We start from the raw sequence: 16,840 nt of genomic DNA on the forward strand, positions 1-16,840 counted from the left end.
TCCATGACAATCAACATCTATCCCATCCCCCCAAAACCAGCTATAATCATTATAACAGAAAGGGGGATGCCCAATGAATTCCAATGAACTTTACAATGAACTAAAACAGCTTACAAAACTTGGCTATCTGGAACAGGCCCAGCTGGAACGCATCCAGGATGAATACATGATATCCAGGAAGGAACACACCAACGCCTTTCTGATATTCGCCCTCATAGGCGTGGTCTTCATAGGTGCAGGAGTCATATCCATGTTTGCCTATAACTGGTCCATGTTTTCCAGGGAGATGAAGGCTTTCATTGCATTCCTTCCCCTGTTGGGTGTCCAGGGTCTCCTTTTCCTGAAAATCCGCGCCCAGGCATCTGATGTGTGGATCCAATCCCTGACCTTGGCCCTTGGCATTGCCTTCTTATCCGCACTGGGGCTGATATACCAGGCCTACCAGATTTCCTACAGCCTCCAGTCCATGCTGCTCACCGGTTTTGTGCTCATGCTGCCAGCAGTGTACCTTCTGGACGGATACTATCTGGCCCTCTTATATATGGGTGGAATCTGCTGGACCGGATGGAACAGCGACTATATGCTCCTGGCCCTCCTCCTGCTCCCCTATTATATAAAATGTGTCAGGAAAGGCAGGACCTGCCGTCTGCTGTCCCTATGCTTTTTTATCTGGATGCTGTATCTGGCAATCCTGTATGTGCCCTATGGCGCCTTTTACGCCTGTATCCTTGTGCTTCTGATTAACATGACCATTGAACGGCCGGCCCTTTATCCGGTGCTGGCAGGACGGCTGTTATATATCATGCTGTTTACAAAGGCTGTTTTCTACCTGTCCTTCAACTATTTTGCGGATTTCTTTGGTTACGCGGGCCCAGCCCCGTATTCAGACCGGCTGCCCCAGTTCCTCTTATTGGCGCTTCTGGCAGGGGTCTTAATCCGGATGTATATCTATGATACGAAAAAGGCCGGGAAGGAGCGGCTGGACCTTCTGCTGTCCGCCATCCTATGCGGGCTGCTGGCAGCCGATGTGGTTATTGCCCAGTGGACAGACATCCGCGTGTATCCTCCTGCATATGAAATCCTTGTCAACCTCTTCTTCATTGCATTCAGCCTGTATAAGCTGCTGTACGGGATAAAATCCGCCAGTCTGGCCTCTGTACGCCGTTACACGGCCGCCATCATACTGTATATCGTATTAAGGGTATCCTTTGGCAATTATCAGCTGCTGGTGAAAGGAATCGTCTTCCTGACAGCGGGCCTGGCATTCCTTGCCGTGAACTACAGGATGACCTTAAAGCTGAAAGGAGGGAATGTACATGAAAATACACCGCAATAAGATGATTCTGATTGTATTTGCATTGCAGCTTCTGATGCTGCTGGCTGTCATTGCCATGGTCTGCGCGGTATCCGGCAGAGGGAGGACCGTGACCCTGGAAATGGCCGGTTATGACCCCTATGACGCCCTGCGGGGCCGCTACCTCCGGCTCAGCAGCCCGGACAGCAGGGTCACGCTGGAACCTGGTTCCATTGAACGCTACGAAAACAGACGCCAAAGCACCATACCTGTATATGTGGTCCTGGATACGGACCCGGACAGCGGTATATCGGGCTTTTCCTATGCATCCCTGGATTGTCCGGACAGCAATACCCCCTATATCAGATGTTCCTCCCAATATCTGCGGATTTACGAAGATGGGGCACAAATCAGCATCCAGCCAAGGATTGAGCAGTATTACCTGAATGAAAGACATGCCGATGCACTGGAACAGTCCATTACCAGGGACAGTAATATCCTTCTCAGGCTTAAGATATGGCGCGGCATGTATGTGGTGGACGGCCTTACGGTTGACGGGCAGGCTTATTGAGGATGTGCCGGTTCATGATCCTTCGTTACCGGCAGTTCCCTCCTCATGTCCCTCCCTTCATTTCCGGCCAGGCGTTCCAATGCCGCATGTCTTTAGCGCGGTCTGCTTCCCGTCAATGTCCATAATTACAGGATTTTCCATGATACACAGGGCCTTCATGGCTTACATCTCAATGGAACTTCCAGTCCTTCACCACTATCTGAAGATTCCTGTTCCCATTATATTCATTTACCCCAGGATAATAGATGATATCCATGACCCTGCTGTTTCCTTTTTCCTCCATGAACAGGTCGCCTTCTGTAAATACCACCCCATTCATGGAAACACCGCGTTCATTGACCAGGCTCAGGCGCACCACATTCCGGTTCCTGCCCATGACGCTGGCGCTCCGTATCACCATATCCTTCTGTGCGAACTGCGGTTTCTCATTGCCCTGTCCGTAGGGTTCCAGCAGTTCCAGTTCCTTTACAAAGGATTCTGATATATACTCAAAAGGCATGGCCACATCAATCCAGACCCGGGGGATGAAATCCTCCTCTGTCAGACGCTCCCTGGCATTTTCATTCAGACGCCGCCGGAATTCATCCACATCTTCCTCTCTCAGGGAAAATCCTGCCGCCATGGGGTGGCCTCCGAACTTAAGAAGCAGGTCCTTAACCTCCACCAGGGCATGGAACATGTGGTAGGCCTCAATGGATCGCCCTGAACCTTTGGCGCAGCCTTCCGCACGTGTCAGGACAAAGGAGGGCTTGCCATACCGTTCCCTCAGCCGCCCTGCCACGATTCCTGCCAGGGATTCATGACAGTCCGGCAGGAACACCACCAGCACCTTGTCATCCTGGTACAGTTCATCCACCATGGCCGCCGCATCGTCAATGCCGGCCTGGGTCATATCCTTCCTCTGGTCGTTAAGCTCCTTAAGTTCCTGGGCCATGCGGTCCGCCTCCGCCTCATCCTCACAGAGCAGAAGCCCCAGAGCCAGCTTGGCGGTCTGAAGCCGTCCGCTGGCATTGAGGCAGGGTCCGATGACAAAGCCGATATGGTAGGCCGTAATGGAGTCCGCTGCCAGGTTATTTTTCTCTATAAGCTTACGCAGACCAAGATTGGATGTATGGCCCAGGCGGCAAAGACCTTCTTTCACAATGATGCGGTTCTCGCCCTGAAGCTTCATCACATCCCCTACCGTTGCAATGGCCGCAATCTCAAGCATATCCAGCCATTCCTCCATAGGTACGCCGCATTCCTCAAACAGCACCTGCACCAGCTTGTAGGCCACCATGCCGCCGCATATACCGGGAAATGGATACCGGCAGCCCCTCATCTTGGGATTCACAATGGCGTCCGCTGGCGGAAGCACCTCTGTTCCCTGACAGGAGTCCTCTGCATCCCCATGGCTCCCATCCCTGCCATCTGCATCCTTTCCCGCGCAGCTGTCCTGGCTTTCCTCCACCAATATATCATGATGGTCCGTGACCACCACGGTCATCCCCAGTTCCTTGGCCCTGGCAATCTGGCTGATTGCTGCAATCCCGTTATCACACGTAAGTATGGTATCAATCCCATCCCCTGCCGCTGCCTCAATGATCATTTCATTGATTCCATACCCATCCTTAATCCTGTCAGGGATCTCAAAATCCACATTGGCCCCAACCCGTTTCAGCGCCCGGTAAAGCAGATAGGTGGAGCAGACCCCGTCAATATCATAATCCCCCACAATGCGGATTGGTTTTCCTTCCCGCACCTTGCCGCGCAGGATTCCAACCGCCTTCTCCATGTCCGGCAGAAGGCGCGGGTCATGAAGGTCCTTTACGGAGCCATGCAGGTAATGCCCAATTTCCTCCATCCCCTCAATCCCACGGTTGCGGATTATCCTGGCCGTTACCGGACTAATCCCATATCTCTCTGCAATCTTATTAAAATCTGCCTTTTTCGCGTGAAGCATCCATTTCGTCTGTGCCATGTCCTATCCTGTCCTTTTCTATATCAATCACGTCTCTGTCGGTCACAACTCTATCTGCCATTCCATATCAGCCGTACTCCCATCAACCATACCCCTACGGCTCATTTTCCTCCTCCCGCACGGAGGAGACAACAATTCCCGCCGCCATCCCTGCCAAAGCCGGCACAACCCATCCCAGGCCGGCCCCATATCCCGGAAGGTATGTGGTGGCCTGGCTTAGGAAAGGTATGGTAACCTTACTCTGTTCCAGGGCATACACCACACTTACAATCCCTGTCAGCAGGATGCTGCACGGGAACATGGCAGGCCATCTCCTGGTCAGCGGACCTAAAAATGCCAGCACAATCAGCACGATTGCCACCGGATATATGGCGTTCAGCACTGGCTCCGATACGGTCAGTATCCTGTTAAGCCCTGCACTGGATATCACCAGGCTGACGGCTGCAAACACAAACACCCACGCCTTATAGCCAATCACCGGGATGATTGTGGTAAAATACTGGCTGCAGCAGCTTAACAGCCCCACGCATGTATTAAAGCACGCAATAAGGAAGATGACTCCCAGGATCATCATTCCTGCTTTTCCAAACAGGCTGCCTGCCACATAGGTAAGTATCCTTGCGCCGTTCTTTGTATCCGCCGCAACCGCGCCCGCAGGTGCCCCGATGTGGGCCAGGGTCCCGTATATCAGGGCCAGAAGGATGCCTGCAATCACTCCCGCCTTCACGGTTTCCCTGACAACCGCTCCCTCCTGTTCCACGCCCTTGGCCCGGATATTGATGGCAATGATAATGCCGAAGTTAAGGGCGGCAATGGTATCCATGGTCTGGTATCCTTCCAGGAAGCCCTTTACCACCGGCCCTGCGCTGTAAACCGCCTCAGGCGCCCCATATGGTCCCATGGGCCATACCAGGCACCCGGTAAAAATCACCCCAATCAATATTAAGAGAGCAGGGCAGAGCACCTTCCCCAAACGGTCTGTAAGCTTGTCAGGCCGGAAGGCCACCGCCATGGCTGCCATAAAGAACAGGGCTGAATATCCGAACTGCGCAGCTGTCTGAAGGGTAAAGCCTGTCCCTCCCGCCAATTGGCCCATCTCAAGCTTCATGCCGGTCAGGACAGGAAGCACCGTCATCTCAAAGGAGGTGCTGGCTGTCCTTGGAATGGCCAGACAGGGGCCGATGGACAGGTAAATCAGCAGCGTGAACACGAACGCAAAAACAGGATGGACCTTCTTTGCCAGGCTGGGAAGCCCGCCGGAAAGCGCAACCGCTGCCACGCCTAATACAGGAAGCCCCACCGCGCTCATAAGGAAGCCCCCCATTGCATGCCATGTAAGGCTGCCTGCCTGTGCCCCAAGAAAAGGCGGGAAAATCAGATTCCCCGCGCCAAAAAACATGGAAAATAATGTAAATCCAACAAGCAGCAGATTGTGCTTTGATAATTTCTGTCTCATATGTACGTCCCCGCTCAATACAAAATAAGAGATAAGAGCCTATCCCCCGATTTCTCTTATCTCTTCCTTTTCCTATGATACCACAAAACAGGACATGTTTCAACACCAACACCGCGCCCTTGCACACACCCGCACACACGGCTCAGTCTGCCGGTCCGTCTTCATCCTGCCGTTCAAAATATCCGCGTATGTGCTGGAACAGCGCTCTCTCCGGCTCATTCTGAATCAGGTTCTTCCTGCGCACCAGGGCATTGTAACGGTACATCCGGGGATTCAGGGAATAATAGGCAACATTTTCCCTGTCACTGACGCAGGACCTGGCAATGAACGTGACACCTATCCCTTTTGCCACCATGGCCCTGGTGGCAATGATACTGTTAGTCTCGCACATGGTACTTGGCTGGAAGCCGGCGGATGCAAATATCCTGTCAGCCAGTTCCCTCAGGGTAGATCCTTTCTTAGACAGCATGAAATTCTCATCCTTAAATTCATGGATCAGTTCTTCCCTGGTCATGATTCCGGTCCGGTTACGCAGGCAGTAACCATGGGCCGCAGGCACTGCAAAAAGCACCTCTTCCTTCCGAAGAAGGGATACCTGTTCCTCTGCAAATGCATCCGCGCAGTTCAGCGCCATGACCGCACAGTCAATGCCTTCCTCCAGGATCATCCTTGTAAGCGTGGGCACATTGGATTCCGTAATCTCAATGGTAACCTGGGGAAACACCTTCTTATAGGCAGGTATGATTTCCGTCAGCATCCTCAGGCCGAACTGGGAAGTCACCCCAATGGTGATATGGCCTTTATGATTCAGCCCCCGGATGTTATGGTAAAGGTCCTTCTGGATCTGGATTACCTTCCTGGCAGCCTCCACATACAGCTCCCCTGCCGGTGTCAGAAGCAGCTCCCCCTTGGCCCGTATGAAAAGCGGGACACCAATCTCCTGCTCCAGCCTGGACAGGTACTGGCTCAGGGAGGACTGGGATACATAAAGTTCTTCCGCCGCCTTTGTCATATTCTTTTTCCTGGCAATTGTCAGCACATATTTCAGATATTTTGTATCCAATGTAAATCCCTCCCACACATGTATGATTGGATATATTCACGATAAGCAAATGTGATTGCGCCCATTATTTTTACATATTGGCCTGTTTCTCCTAACTGTATTATAATGAAAACCGTCAGAAAAACAAGAGTTTCAAGAAAAGGAGCAGATGATATGTTAAATAATACGCCGGTCATCACAGACATGAAAGTCATTCCCGTGGCTGGATATGACAGTATGGAAATGACCTTAAGCGGGGCACACGCACCCTATTTCACGAGAAATATCGTAATCCTAAAGGACAACTCCGGCCATACGGGTATTGGAGAAATACATGGCGGGGAATACACCTGTGAATGCCTGACCAGTTACATCCCCCTGGTCATCGGGCAGGAAGTCGGTAAATACCGCTCCATTCTTGGAACCATCCACCGGGGCGGCAGGAAAGCGCCTGGTGATGACGGGGAAGGGATACAGACCCTGGACATCAGTAAGCTCAAGTTCGTGGTACAGGCAGAATGGGCCATTGAATGCGCGCTGTTAGACCTGCTTGGACAGCATCTGGGGGTTCCTGTGTGTGAACTTCTGGCTGAAGGAAAGCAGCGCAGCCAGGTAGAAGTGCTGGGATACCTGTTCTACGTCTCAGATAAAGGCAAAACCGACCTTCCTTACATAGATGAATCCCACAGCAGCGATTCCTGGTTCCGGATGAGACGCAGGGAAATGACCAGCCATGAACAGATTGTGGAGCAGGCCTGCTGCCTTCAGGAAAAATATGGTTTCCGCAACTTCAAACTGAAAGGCGGCGTATTCTCCGGCGAATATGAGATGGAAACCATACGCGCCTTAAAGAAACACTTCCCAAACGGACGCATCAATATAGACCCTAACGGGGCCTGGGGCCTTACAGAGGCCATCGGCCTGTGCCGGGGCATGGGCCATATCCTGTCCTATGTGGAGGACCCCTGCGGACCTGAGGCAGGATTCTCCAGCCGTGAGATTATGGCTGAATTTAAAAATGCAACCCATATTCCGGTTGCCACTAATATGATTGCCACCAACTGGAGGCAGTTTTACCATGCAGCCGCATTAAAATCAGTGGACATCGTGCTGGCAGACCCGCATTTCTGGGGACTTGATGGAAGTCTTCGCATGGCGGCGCTGTTAAATGACTGGGGACTTACCTGGGGCAGCCATTCCAACAACCATTTTGACATAACCCTTACCACCTTTGCCCATGTGGCAGCCGCCGCTCCCGGTTCCCCAACCGCGCTGGACACCCACTGGATCTGGCAGGACGGGCAGAACCTGTTAAAGGATACGCCTGCTATCCGGGACGGTTATCTGGAGGTTCCTGACCGCCCGGGTCTGGGCGTTACCCTGGATATGGAGAAGGTGATGGAGGCAAACCGGCTCTATCATTCCATGCCGAACCATGACAGGGATGACGCAATGGCCATGCAGTACCTGATACCAGGATGGAAATACGATTCCAAAAAGCCCTGCCTTGTAAGATAGGCATGAAACAGGCATACTGCCCCGGCATGGGGCAGGCAGCGCCTGACAGCAGACTGTGCCTGCGGCAAAAACAAATATCGGGAGGATAATGAAACATGAGTTATACCGCAATTATAGGCTTCGCGATGATGATATTAATCACCACGCTGCTCTTAAAAAAGAAAGTCAGCACCTTGTTTGCATTTACAATCATTCCCATCATTGGCGCTTTTTTAATCGGCGCCAGTATCCCGGAGATATGCGGCTATATTAATTCCGGCCTGGGAAAAACCAGGGACCTGATGTTCATCATCTTCTTTTCCCTGCCATATTTCTCCGTCATGTCGGAAGCAGGACTGTTCGACATCATGGTCGAATTCCTGTTAAAGCACACCAGACTCAGCGTGACCGTAATCTGCATCATCACGGTGCTGGTATCCCTGATTACGGAAATTGACGGAAGCGTCACCTCCACGTATCTGGTTACCATTCCCATGATGCTGCCCCTTTACAAAAAGCTGAAGATTGATCCCAAAGTCCTTCTGCTGCTGTGTTCTGCCACCATGTGCGCACTGTTCGTGACACCGTGGAACGGCAGGACCTTAAGAGCGGCCACGCTCTTAGAAGGAATTGAAAGTCCCCAGAACTATATTTTCATGAAAATGCTTCCCATGATGCTGATTTACATTGCGCTCTGCATTGTCCTTGCCGTAATCCTTGCACGGATACAGATAAAGAAAGGCGCTGGCAAGGTAAGCGCAGATGTGGATACCCAGACAATGATACAAGCCTCTGAACTGAAACGGCCTAAGCTGTTCTGGTTCAACCTGATCTGGACGGTCCTGCTTATTATCGGACTCAGCGTTGTCCCCTGCCCGGACTACTTTGTATTTGCCATCGGCCTGATTGTGTCCCTCAGTGTCAACTACCCTGACCTAAAGCTCCAGGGCAGCCTGTTAAAGAAATATTCCCAGGAAATGTATTCCACGGCCTGTGCCGTGTTCCTGTCCGGTGTAGTGGTCGGGGTGCTGTCTGAAAGCGGAATGATGGATGCCATGGTAGACTTCCTTATCCGTATCATCCCCGGTACCATGGGGCCATGGGTTTACCTTATCATTGCGCTGTTTTCCACCCCGCTCATGCTTATTTTCACCAACGATATATGGCAGTATGCCCTGGTCCCCATTGTTGCCGGGGTAAGCAGCAAATTCGGCATTCCCAATGAAATAGTGGTGCTTACACTCCTCATGAACATGGGCGCCATGATTTCCCCGGTTGCCCAGCCTCAGATTTATCTTGCCTGCGACCTGGCCGACGGCACGGAATTGGCGGATTATGTGAAATTCTCATTTGTACCGCTGTGGATCCTGTCCGTGCTTTGGGTGGTAATTGGGTATTGTATCGGGGTGTTTAGGTGATGGCTTCTGCATCCATTAAATCTGTTCCGGCAGGATGGCCAGCCGGCTCGGGCGCTTCCAATTGTTGTGTGATTCCGGCTTTGATTTTATTGGATGGGTTAGACTGTCAGAAGTTTTATCCATACTAGAAATATTAGAATGCCGCAGACCCGCAAAACGTAGTTGTGTTTATGTGGGCCTGCGGCATTCTGTCTGTTGGGATTTCTTTGAGTTTTATTTGGAATCTGACCTGCTTTTGTATCTGTCTTATTCTGTATCCGTTCTTCACTGTATCAGCCTTATTCTGTACATGTTTCATTCCCAGACATCCATGACTGCCTCATTTCCTTTCCATTAGGGGAAAATGGCAGAACACCTGGCGTTCACCTACCATTTTCCCTTCCGGCACCATCTGGCTGCAGATATCTTTTGCATAGGGACATCTTGTATGGAAGCGGCAGCCCGAAGGCGGATTTACCGGGCTGGGTATCTCGCCTGTGAGCAGCTCCTTTTCATCGCTGCGCAGCCTTGGGTCTGCTTTTGGTATGGCGTTAAGCAGGAAATGGGTGTATGGGTGCAGGGGATGGGCATACAGTTCATGGGTGCCCCCTATCTCGCAGACCATGCCCAGGAACATGACACAGACACGGTCCGATATGAACTTCACCACGCTCAGGTCATGGGAAATGAACAGGTAGGTCAGCTGATACTGTTCCTGCAGATCCTTTAACAGATTCAATACCTGGGATTGGATGGATACGTCCAGGGCGGATACCGGCTCATCGCATATAATCAGCCTGGGATGCAGGGCAATGGCCCTTGCTATGCCAATCCTCTGGCGCTGCCCGCCTGAGAATTGGTGGGGATACCGGTTGATGAACTCCCTTGGGATCCCCACCTCGTCCATCAGTGCCTTTACCTGGCTTTCAATCTCGTCCTTTGTCCTGGCAAGACCGTGGGTGGTAAGGGGTTCTGAGATGATTTCCCTTACGTTCATACGGGGATTTAAGGACGCATACGGGTCCTGGAAGATGATTTGCATCTGACGCCGGATTTCCGTGAATTCCCTGTCCTTCATCCTGGTGATGTCTGTCCCGTCAAATTCAATGGTGCCGGATGTGGCCTCTATGAGCTTAATCAGCGTGCGCCCCAGTGTGCTCTTGCCGCAGCCGGACTCGCCTACCAGGGCCAGCGTCTCACCCTCGTATATCCTTAAATTCACGCCGGATACCGCGTGCACCACATTCTTTCCTTTTTTGCCGCCTTCAAGGGCAAATTCCTTTACAAGGTCCCTGGCCTCCAGAAGTATCTTCTTACCTGCCATCTTCTGCCACCTCCCCATCCGATGATGCTGCCTGTGCGTCCGGTCCGCCTGATTCCACGGCGCCGGCGTCCTCCATGCCCCTACCTTCGTAAAGGAAGCACCTTACCTTATGGCTCATACCGTTCCCATCAGCACCAATCCCATAAAGTCCGGGCTTTTCCTTCAGGCACCTGGCTTCTGCCTTCCCGCAGCGGTTGCAGAAATTACAGCCCTCGGGCAGCCTCAACAGGTTGGGCACCACGCCTTCAATGGTATACAGCCGTTCTTCCCTGCTGTCCAGCTTGGGTATGGACTTTAACAAGCCCTGGGTGTAGGGGTGGCTGGTATTTTCAAACAAATCAAATACCTCAGCCTGCTCCATTACCATGCCGGCATACATGACGTACACATAATCGCATACCTCCGCCACCACCCCCATATTATGGGTTATCAGGATGATGGATGTGCCCTGCTCGTCCCGAAGGCGTTTCATCAGCCGCAGGATCTGCGCTTCTATGGTAACGTCCAGGGCCGTGGTGGGCTCGTCCGCAATCATCACCTTGGGCTTGCACACCATGGCCATGCCTATCATCACCCGCTGGCGCAGACCGCCCGAAAGCTGATGGGGATAGGAATTGTAGCGTTTCTCCGGCTCCGGGATACCGACCTCTTTAAAGATCTCAATCACCTGCTGCTTTGCCTCGGCCCTGGACACCTTCTGATGCAGGAGAATGGCTTCCTGGACCTGACGCCCCACCGGATACACGGGATTTAAGGAGGTCATGGGTTCCTGGAAAATCATGGATATCTCATTGCCGCGGATCCTGGCCCTCTCCCTGGGATTAAGGTAAGTAATATCCCTGCCGTCCAGGGTAATCCTTCCTCCCACCACCTTGCCGGGGTGGCGCAGCAGCCCCATCACGGACATGGCTGTCATGCTCTTTCCGCACCCGGACTCTCCTACCAGGCCGATTATCTTTCCCGCCGGCACCTCGATGGTCACATCATCTACTGCCGGGACCGTGCCCTTGGCAGTAAAGAAATAGGACTGCAGGTTCTCAATTGTCAGTACGTATTTCCCGGTCTGAGCATTGTCTCCGGTCCGGGCATGGTCCCCGGTCCGGGCATTGTCCCTGGTCCGGGCATTGCCCCCGGTCAAAGCATTATCTTGTGTCAAAACATGTTCCCTGTTCATCTGCCCGCCTCCTATTGTTCTTTTAAATACGGGTCAAGCACATCCCTGAGGCCGTCGCCAAGGAAGTTAAATGCCATAACCACAATCATGATTGCCACGCTGGGGGCAATGGAAAGCCACGGTTCGGAGAAAAGGTACTTCTTGCCCCGCACAACCGCAAGTCCCCAGCTGGCGGACGGCGGCTGGAGCCCGGCCCCAAGGAAGCTTAAGGAGGATTCCGTCAGTATGGCAGCCGGTATGTTAAGGGTAAACAGCACAATCAGGGACGGCAGGCAGTTGGGAAGGATGTGGCGGAACATGATTTTCCACTTTTTCACCCCAATGGAACGGGCCGCCTCCACATACTCCGCCTCTTTCAGGGAAAGGGTCTGGGAGCGGACAATACGGGCCGTGCCTGCCCAGTTTACCAGAATCAGGGCCGCGAAAATACTCACAAGGCCGCCGCCAATGGTATAGGTAATGACCAGAGCCAGAAGCAGGGAGGGAAATGCAAGCATCACATCCGCAAGGCGCATGATTGCAAAGTCAACCCTTCCGCCGTAAAAGCCGGCCAGAAGCCCCAGGACGGTTCCGATTGCCATGGAAATCAGCGTGGGGACAAGCCCCACCAGCAGGGACACCCTTGCCCCGTATATAATACGGCTGAACAGGTCGCGTCCCAGCTCGTCCGTTCCCAGAAGATGGGCCGCGCTGGGGGCCTGGAGCCGGTCGGTCAGGGTCTGGGCATAAGGGTCATAGGGCGCTGCCAGCGGTGCGAATATGGCTGCCAGGGCAATCACAATGATCACAACTGCCGCGAATGCGGCCAGCTTATTCTGGCGGACCATGGTTTTCATCTGGTCCAGAAGGGTCTCCGATTCCCCTATCTGTGATTCCACATCCAGGGAATTGATTGTTGTTATTTTTTCCTCATTCATCATGCGCCCTCCCTGATTCTCGGATCCAGTACCGAATACAGTATATCCGCTACCAGGTTTCCTGCAATTACAAGAATGGTTGTAAAGATGACCGTGCCCTGCAAAAGGGGCATGTCCCTTGTCTCAATGGCATTCACAGCCAGGCGTCCGATTCCCGGGATACCGAATACGCTCTCTGTCAGCACGGCGCCTGACAGCATGCTGGAAACCTGCAGCGCCATCATGGTGACCACGGGCAGCATGGCGTTCTTCAGGGCGTGATGGACAATGACGCCCCATTCCCGAAGCCCCTTGGCCCTGGCCGTGCGAATGTAATCCCCCTGCATGGCCTCCACCAGGTTGGAGCGCGTCATGCGGGCAATGCTTCCCGCCGAGTTCCACCCAAGGACAATGGCCGGCAGCACCATGGCGGCCAGTGAATCATAACCGGACACCGGAAACAATTTAAGCTTGAACGCAAACACATACTGAAGCACAAGGGCTGTCATGAATACAGGCATGGAAACCCCCAGCAGGGCGCATCCCATGAACAGGCGGTCTAACAACCGGTTCTGCTTCACAGCCGCCACGATTCCGGCAACAATCCCTATGATCCAGGCCACCACGGCCGCACACACGGAAAGCTTGACCGTGTTAGGAAATGCTTCCAGAATGATTCCCGTCACATTCCGGTTCAACCGGTAGGAGGTTCCAAAATCCCCCTGAAGGGCATTGGCCACATACCGGAAAAACTGGATATACAGCGGCTGGTCCAGCCCCATTTCACGGCTTACCTTGTCAATAACCGCCTGGTTCACATGCTCGCCCAGCATGGTGGTGACCGGATTGCCGGGTATGATCCTCAGCATGATGAAAATAATCAGGACAACGCCTATGAGGACCGGTATGGATATCAGGATTCGTTTCAGACATTTATTAAGCACTGGATTACCCCCTTCTTCCTTTTGGGAGTACTCTCAGAAACCACCTTGCCGGGCAAAGAGGTTTCTGAGGGCACTCCGCATATCTGCCAAAGGTGCCGCAGTATATGCGGCACCCAGGCATCCCGGCAGATGCCGGACTGATATCATATGTATGGCCGCGTCACGGCAGCCGTTATTTACTCTGAGATGGACAGCGGATAGAAATCATTGTCGCTGAGGCCGTTCCAGGCAACCTTAAAGTTCTGCACGCGCTTGGAAACAGCAAAGAGGTGGAGTCTGGAAAACATGGGAACCCATGCAGCATCCTCTGATATGATTTTCTCCTCCAGTGCATTATATTCCTTCATGCGTTCATCATTATCCAGAATGGTCCTGGCCGCTGCCACGCGCTCCATCACAGCTGTGTCCGGATAGTTCAGGGAACGGGCCGTGGTCTTCTCAGCATTGCCGAAGAAGGTGTAGATAAAGTTATCCGGATCATTGTAATCAGCCGTCCATGTGGAAATAAAGGAACCAAGCTCACCTGATTTCCTTGTTTCCAGCCACGTGGACTCGTCATAGTTCTTAATCTCAGCATTGATTCCCACCTGGGCCAGCTGCTCCTTGATAATCTCAAGGGCCATGGTCATGGTATCGGAGGCCGACATATCAGCCGCAATCTCCATGGTGAATCCATCCGGGTATCCTGCCTCTGCAAGCAGGGCCTTGGCGCCTTCCGGGTCATATTTGATTTCAGGCATATCCGGGTTAAAGCCAATCAGGCCGTGGGGGAAGATACCATTCTCCAGCTGGCCCCTGCCTCCGTAAAGTGTGTCAAGGATTACCTGACGGTCAATGGCCATCTGGACCGCTTTCCTGACCTGCAGGTTATCAAAGGGCTCAATCTTCTGGTTCATGGTAAAATAGGTGGTCCCAAGACGCGGTCCGGAAACCATCTGGTCCGGATATGCCTCCTGGAAACGGTCAATCTGTTCCGTCATATAGTCCATGTCCAGAAGATCCAGCTGGCCGCTCTCAAACATCATGGTCTGCGTTTCAGTATCAGGCACGATTTTAATCACAACACCCGGAAGGGCGCTGGCTCCCTGGAAATAATCATCGTTCCTTACAAGTACAAGCTGGTCATTATAAGTCCAGCTGGCAAACTTAAAAGGTCCTGTGCCAATGGTCAGGGCCGGGTCAAGGCCGAACTGGTCCCCTGCTTCCTCGGTGGCCTTTTCATTGTAAATGCACACGGCCGGGGTGGAGATACAGGCCAGGAAACCGGAATACGGTTCCTTAAGGGTAAGCTTAAAGGTGTAATCATCCAGGATTTCAAAGCCTTCCAGCTCAGTTGCCGTTCCATCAAAAAGCTCCGTGGACCCCTTAATCTGGTCCAGGAATTCGGAGTTGGTTCCTCCCTGTACCGTAAGCATACGCTCAAATGTATATTTCACATCGCTGGCCTTCAGCTCCTCGCCATTGTGGAACTTCACGCCCTTTCTCAGATAAAATGTATATTCCATACCGTCATCGCTGATATCCCACTTCTCTGCCAGACACGGTTCAATGGAAGAGGTCCCGTCATCCGCAACCTTGATTTCACAGAGACTGTCATAGATATTAATGGGAATCTGATAATCCTTGGATGTTTTCTGCATGTCCGCTGTCTGGATATCGGCATTCAGGGCAACGTAAAGGAAACCAGTTGTGTCAATGCCTGTATCGCCCACGCTCTGCCCTGCGCCCTGGGCATTTCCCGAAGCCCCGCCCTGCGCTGCGCCGGGCTCGGTTGCAGGTGTGCCGCCGCCCTGACCGCCGCAGCCCGACAGCCCCAGACCGGCTGCCATCATCAGTGCAAGTACCAGGCTTAATTTTCTTTTCATAAATTCTCCTCCTTTTTGTTCGGCCTCATACACAAAAAGACGCAGTACACCCTTTTTCTGCGTCATTTCATCCTCTTCCGAATTAATTGACTTATGAAAATAATAATACCATAGGGGATTTCTCTTTTCAATGTTTTTGTTGCAGTTCTTCATTTACCATAAATATTTTCAACCATAAATATTTTTAAAAAAGTCATTGACATTTATCTCCAAAGGGGCTATAATAACTCTTGCGCTGTTAGAGATAAACAAGCAGCAGCATGCGTCAGTAGCTCAGCTGGATAGAGCATACGGCTACGGACCGTAGTGTCGGGAGTTCGAATCTTCTCTGGCGCATGAAGAAAACCCTGTAAGCATAAGGCTTGCAGGGTTTTTGTCTTTCCTAAAATAAACCGCGGAAAATAGATACAGGGACTTTTTATTGACTACTTCCTTCTATAATTATAATAGGCGGGGACGGCTGCGGCACAGCGTCATCCGGAACAGTATAAGATTCTCCCTAAATCAAGCCTCTTTGACTATCTGGGTTTACAACTAATTGGTCTCATGTTACATCAGTCCCTCAATGCTCCCCGTTTCTTTTTAAATACTATCCAGGGCATCCACGTACCATACCCCCTGTGCCCCGTTGTCCCTGCTATGCCAGCAGGCGCCCTCCACCGGCCCATCCGGTGTCGGGTCGAAATAGTACCAGTCGCCGGAGCCGTCCTCCGGGTCGCATACGCTGCCATTCCAGCGGTGCCAGCCGGTGCAGGCATACCCATCCCGGTTAAACAGATACCAGTGATGATTGATGACATACCAGGCATTGGCAGGATAGGTCCCATCCTGCCTGCGGTACCACCAGCCGTTGTTATCCTTAATCCATCCTATGCGTTTTTCCGTGGTCCAGGTTTTCATGAACGCCTCCGGATTGGCGTATATCTTTTTAATCCCGGACGTGCTGCTTCCCCAGTCCGGAAGCTGGAAATGCGGTTTGTCCACAATGGACTTCCAGTTCCCGCCCCATTCCAGGCCCAGGGCCGCGCCGATGGCTCCCACACGGGTAAAGAAATTCCCGGAATCGTTATAGGGCCCAGCGCCGTCATTCCTGAAAATGTCGAATGCAGTGCCCCACTGATGGTAAGAACTGTAACTGCTTCCGGGCGCATTGGTCACAATACTGCCCGGCTTAGTGCGTCCCTGGGCATACAGGGCGTCCTGCTCCGCCACGGTCCGCAGCGTCTCACCGATTTTTATCATCAATCCCTGTTTTCCGCTCTCCTCCACCAGCTGCACTGCCAGAAGCTGCAGACGGGGATGGCATAATGTTATATCTCTCATAGATGGCCTCCTTGTCCCTTTTAATATAATATGAAGAAAGCCCTGGATTGTCCCAGGGCGTGAATGCATCATGGTAATAGTCAGTCCCGTGCCCAGG

At 52.4% G+C, this 16,840-nt stretch carries 13 protein-coding genes and 1 tRNA gene; 5 read left to right on the plus strand and 9 right to left on the minus strand.

The window, feature by feature from the left end:
- Positions 1 to 73: 73 nt before the first annotated feature.
- Positions 74 to 1,336, plus strand: a complete 1,263-nt coding sequence (locus DWX59_RS02990; protein WP_117556120.1) for a DUF2157 domain-containing protein — start codon at positions 74 to 76, stop codon at positions 1,334 to 1,336.
- Positions 1,317 to 1,865, plus strand: a complete 549-nt coding sequence (locus tag DWX59_RS02995; RefSeq protein WP_117556121.1) for a GDYXXLXY domain-containing protein — start codon at positions 1,317 to 1,319, stop codon at positions 1,863 to 1,865. Before DWX59_RS02990 ends, DWX59_RS02995 begins: the two co-directional genes overlap by 20 nt.
- A 169-nt stretch (positions 1,866 to 2,034) precedes the next feature.
- Here the strand turns inward: DWX59_RS02995 and DWX59_RS03000 are convergent, their stop codons facing one another.
- The 3 genes from DWX59_RS03000 to DWX59_RS03010 form a co-directional block, all read right to left on the minus strand.
- The gene (locus tag DWX59_RS03000; RefSeq protein WP_117556123.1) at positions 2,035 to 3,825 is read right to left on the minus strand and encodes a single-stranded-DNA-specific exonuclease RecJ; all 1,791 of its coding nucleotides are present in this window, start codon (positions 3,823 to 3,825) and stop codon (positions 2,035 to 2,037) included.
- Positions 3,826 to 3,919: 94 nt separating this feature from the next.
- A complete protein-coding gene (gene brnQ, locus DWX59_RS03005) occupies positions 3,920 to 5,281 on the minus strand; it encodes a branched-chain amino acid transport system II carrier protein (RefSeq protein ID WP_117556125.1) in 1,362 nt (453 codons plus the stop codon).
- Between the two features lie 142 nt (positions 5,282 to 5,423).
- Positions 5,424 to 6,344 (minus strand): LysR family transcriptional regulator, encoded by a 921-nt coding sequence (locus tag DWX59_RS03010; RefSeq protein WP_117556127.1) that lies wholly within the window; start codon positions 6,342 to 6,344, stop codon positions 5,424 to 5,426.
- 153 nt (positions 6,345 to 6,497) lie between these two features.
- Between DWX59_RS03010 and DWX59_RS03015 the strand changes: the two genes are divergently transcribed.
- Both DWX59_RS03015 and DWX59_RS03020 read left to right on the plus strand, forming a co-directional pair.
- Positions 6,498 to 7,841 (plus strand): enolase C-terminal domain-like protein, encoded by a 1,344-nt coding sequence (locus DWX59_RS03015; RefSeq protein WP_117556129.1) that lies wholly within the window; start codon positions 6,498 to 6,500, stop codon positions 7,839 to 7,841.
- A 95-nt stretch (positions 7,842 to 7,936) separates the two neighbouring features.
- Complete coding sequence (locus DWX59_RS03020) at positions 7,937 to 9,238, plus strand: SLC13 family permease (protein ID WP_117556131.1); 1,302 nt, start codon at positions 7,937 to 7,939, stop codon at positions 9,236 to 9,238.
- A gap of 319 nt (positions 9,239 to 9,557) precedes the next feature.
- Here the strand turns inward: DWX59_RS03020 and DWX59_RS03025 are convergent, their stop codons facing one another.
- The 5 genes from DWX59_RS03025 to DWX59_RS03045 form a co-directional block, all read right to left on the minus strand.
- Positions 9,558 to 10,541 carry an ABC transporter ATP-binding protein gene (locus DWX59_RS03025; RefSeq protein WP_117556133.1) on the minus strand — a complete coding sequence of 328 codons (984 nt, stop codon included), beginning with the start codon at positions 10,539 to 10,541 and terminating at the stop codon, positions 9,558 to 9,560.
- Complete coding sequence (locus tag DWX59_RS03030; protein WP_117556135.1) at positions 10,531 to 11,715, minus strand: ABC transporter ATP-binding protein; 1,185 nt, start codon at positions 11,713 to 11,715, stop codon at positions 10,531 to 10,533. Before DWX59_RS03030 ends, DWX59_RS03025 begins: the two co-directional genes overlap by 11 nt.
- A gap of 11 nt (positions 11,716 to 11,726) precedes the next feature.
- Positions 11,727 to 12,632 carry an ABC transporter permease gene (locus DWX59_RS03035; protein ID WP_117556137.1) on the minus strand — a complete coding sequence of 302 codons (906 nt, stop codon included), beginning with the start codon at positions 12,630 to 12,632 and terminating at the stop codon, positions 11,727 to 11,729.
- Positions 12,632 to 13,555 carry an ABC transporter permease gene (locus DWX59_RS03040; RefSeq protein WP_117556139.1) on the minus strand — a complete coding sequence of 308 codons (924 nt, stop codon included), beginning with the start codon at positions 13,553 to 13,555 and terminating at the stop codon, positions 12,632 to 12,634. The genes DWX59_RS03035 and DWX59_RS03040 overlap by 1 nt, the downstream gene beginning before the upstream one ends.
- Positions 13,556 to 13,731: 176 nt before the next feature.
- Positions 13,732 to 15,420, minus strand: a complete 1,689-nt coding sequence (locus tag DWX59_RS03045) for an ABC transporter substrate-binding protein (protein ID WP_117557213.1) — start codon at positions 15,418 to 15,420, stop codon at positions 13,732 to 13,734.
- 262 nt (positions 15,421 to 15,682) lie between these two features.
- Here DWX59_RS03045 and DWX59_RS03050 point away from each other — a divergent pair.
- A tRNA-Arg gene (locus tag DWX59_RS03050) sits at positions 15,683 to 15,756 on the plus strand.
- A 246-nt stretch (positions 15,757 to 16,002) separates the two neighbouring features.
- Here DWX59_RS03050 and DWX59_RS03055 read toward each other — a convergent pair.
- Entirely contained in the window at positions 16,003 to 16,743 is a 741-nt protein-coding gene (locus DWX59_RS03055; protein WP_117556141.1) for a M15 family metallopeptidase, read from the minus strand.
- Between the last annotated feature and the right edge of the window lie 97 nt (positions 16,744 to 16,840).

The sequence above is a fragment of the Enterocloster aldenensis genome (assembly GCF_003434055.1).
Classification (GTDB): domain Bacteria; phylum Bacillota; class Clostridia; order Lachnospirales; family Lachnospiraceae; genus Enterocloster; species Enterocloster aldenensis.

What these genes read in the sequence shown, in the direction of transcription:
- DWX59_RS02990 (WP_117556120.1), top strand. Translation starts at nt 74, where the DNA reads ATGAATTCCAATGAACTTTACAATGAACTAAAACAGCTTACAAAACTT.
- DWX59_RS02995 (WP_117556121.1), top strand. Translation starts at nt 1,317, where the DNA reads ATGAAAATACACCGCAATAAGATGATTCTGATTGTATTTGCATTGCAG.
- DWX59_RS03000 (WP_117556123.1), bottom strand. Translation starts at nt 3,825, where the DNA reads ATGGCACAGACGAAATGGATGCTTCACGCGAAAAAGGCAGATTTTAAT.
- brnQ (WP_117556125.1), bottom strand. Translation starts at nt 5,281, where the DNA reads ATGAGACAGAAATTATCAAAGCACAATCTGCTGCTTGTTGGATTTACA.
- DWX59_RS03015 (WP_117556129.1), top strand. Translation starts at nt 6,498, where the DNA reads ATGTTAAATAATACGCCGGTCATCACAGACATGAAAGTCATTCCCGTG.
- DWX59_RS03020 (WP_117556131.1), top strand. Translation starts at nt 7,937, where the DNA reads ATGAGTTATACCGCAATTATAGGCTTCGCGATGATGATATTAATCACC.
- DWX59_RS03025 (WP_117556133.1), bottom strand. Translation starts at nt 10,541, where the DNA reads ATGGCAGGTAAGAAGATACTTCTGGAGGCCAGGGACCTTGTAAAGGAA.
- DWX59_RS03030 (WP_117556135.1), bottom strand. Translation starts at nt 11,715, where the DNA reads ATGAACAGGGAACATGTTTTGACACAAGATAATGCTTTGACCGGGGGC.
- DWX59_RS03035 (WP_117556137.1), bottom strand. Translation starts at nt 12,632, where the DNA reads ATGAATGAGGAAAAAATAACAACAATCAATTCCCTGGATGTGGAATCA.
- DWX59_RS03045 (WP_117557213.1), bottom strand. Translation starts at nt 15,420, where the DNA reads ATGAAAAGAAAATTAAGCCTGGTACTTGCACTGATGATGGCAGCCGGT.
- DWX59_RS03055 (WP_117556141.1), bottom strand. Translation starts at nt 16,743, where the DNA reads ATGAGAGATATAACATTATGCCATCCCCGTCTGCAGCTTCTGGCAGTG.